The sequence below is a fragment of the Streptomyces angustmyceticus genome (assembly GCF_040701845.1).
GTDB classification, from domain to species: Bacteria; Actinomycetota; Actinomycetes; order Streptomycetales; family Streptomycetaceae; genus Streptomyces; species Streptomyces angustmyceticus_A.
The window spans coordinates 1-1659 of record NZ_JBFBHQ010000074.1 but is presented as its reverse complement, the minus strand read 5'-3'; the positions used below and the strand labels follow the sequence as shown (position 1 = coordinate 1659).

The window sequence follows — 1659 nt, the reverse complement described above, 5'->3', positions numbered from 1 at the left end:
ACATAAGGGGCATGATGATTTGACGTCATCCCCACCTTCCTCCGAGTTGACCCCGGCAGTATCCCATGAGTTCCCACCATTACGTGCTGGCAACATAGAACGAGGGTTGCGCTCGTTGCGGGACTTAACCCAACATCTCACGACACGAGCTGACGACAACCATGCACCACCTGTTCACCAGTGTCCAAAGAGTTGACCATTTCTGGCCCGTTCTGGTGTATGTCAAGCCTTGGTAAGGTTCTTCGCGTTGCATCGAATTAATCCGCATGCTCCGCCGCTTGTGCGGGTCCCCGTCAATTCCTTTGAGTTTTAGCCTTGCGGCCGTACTCCCCAGGCGGGGAACTTAATGCGTTAGCTGCGTCACGGAAACCGTGGAATGGTCCCCACAACTAGTTCCCAACGTTTACGGGGTGGACTACCAGGGTATCTAAGCCTGTTTGCTCCCCACCCTTTCGCTCCTCAGCGTCAGTTACGGCCCAGAGATCTGCCTTCGCCATCGGTGTTCCTCCTGATATCTGCGCATTCCACCGCTACACCAGGAATTCCAATCTCCCCTACCGCACTCTAGTCTGCCCGTACCCACTGCAGGCCCGAGGTTGAGCCTCGGGATTTCACAGCAGACGCGACAAACCGCCTACGAGCTCTTTACGCCCAATAATTCCGGATAACGCTTGCGCCCTACGTATTACCGCGGCTGCTGGCACGTAGTTAGCCGGCGCTTTTTCTGCAGGTACCGTCACTTTCGCTTCTTCCCTGCTAAAAGAGGTTTACAACCCGAAGGCCGTCATCCCTCACGCGGCGTTGCTGCATCAGGCTTTCGCCCATTGTGCAATATTCCCCACTGCTGCCTCCCGTAGGAGTCTGGGCCGTGTCTCAGTCCCAGTGTGGCCGGTCACCCTCTCAGGCCGGCTACCCGTCGACGCCTTGGTGAGCCATTACCTCACCAACAAGCTGATAGGCCGCGAGCCCATCCCAGACCAAAAAATCTTTCCAACCCCCACCATGCGGAAGAGGCTCATATCCAGTATTAGACGCCGTTTCCAGCGCTTATCCCAGAGTCCAGGGCAGGTTGCTCACGTGTTACTCACCCGTTCGCCACTGATCCACCAAGCAAGCTTGGCTTCACCGTTCGACTTGCATGTGTTAAGCACGCCGCCAGCGTTCATCCTGAGCCAGGATCAAACTCTCCGTAAAAAAGAAATGCACACAACACCGGGAAAACGATGCTGCAGCGAGTTTGAAACTGACCAAAGAGAAACATCATTACTGACGTATCCATATGCCAACCCCCGAAGAGGCTGGTCTTTGATCCAAAGGAATTTCTCGCAATCCGAAGATCAACGAGGAATAAATTGGCATTTGACAAGTGCACGCTGTTGAGTTCTCAAGGAACGGACGCACCCACAGAAACAGTCACCTAGACCTAACCGTGAGGCAGTTCACTACCTTCACACCATCCACACACAACAAGACCACCTCAAACGAAGCAGATCCCAGAAAATGTGCCGAACGGCAGAACCCCAACTGTAAACCAGAGAACCGAAACTCTCAAGAACAGATGTTGGGGGTGGTTCGCTACTTGAGGGGCTGCGGGGCCTTCCGGCCGCTCCGCTCTCCCCTGTGGGGCGAACAAGTAATAAGTTACGCCCGAACGACCAC

At 54.7% G+C, this 1659-nt stretch carries 1 rRNA gene; it reads right to left on the bottom strand.

Annotated elements, in window-relative coordinates:
- A 16S ribosomal RNA gene (locus tag AB0411_RS37875) occupies positions 1–1194 on the bottom strand; the annotation flags it as partial.
- Positions 1195–1659 lie beyond the last annotated feature (465 nt).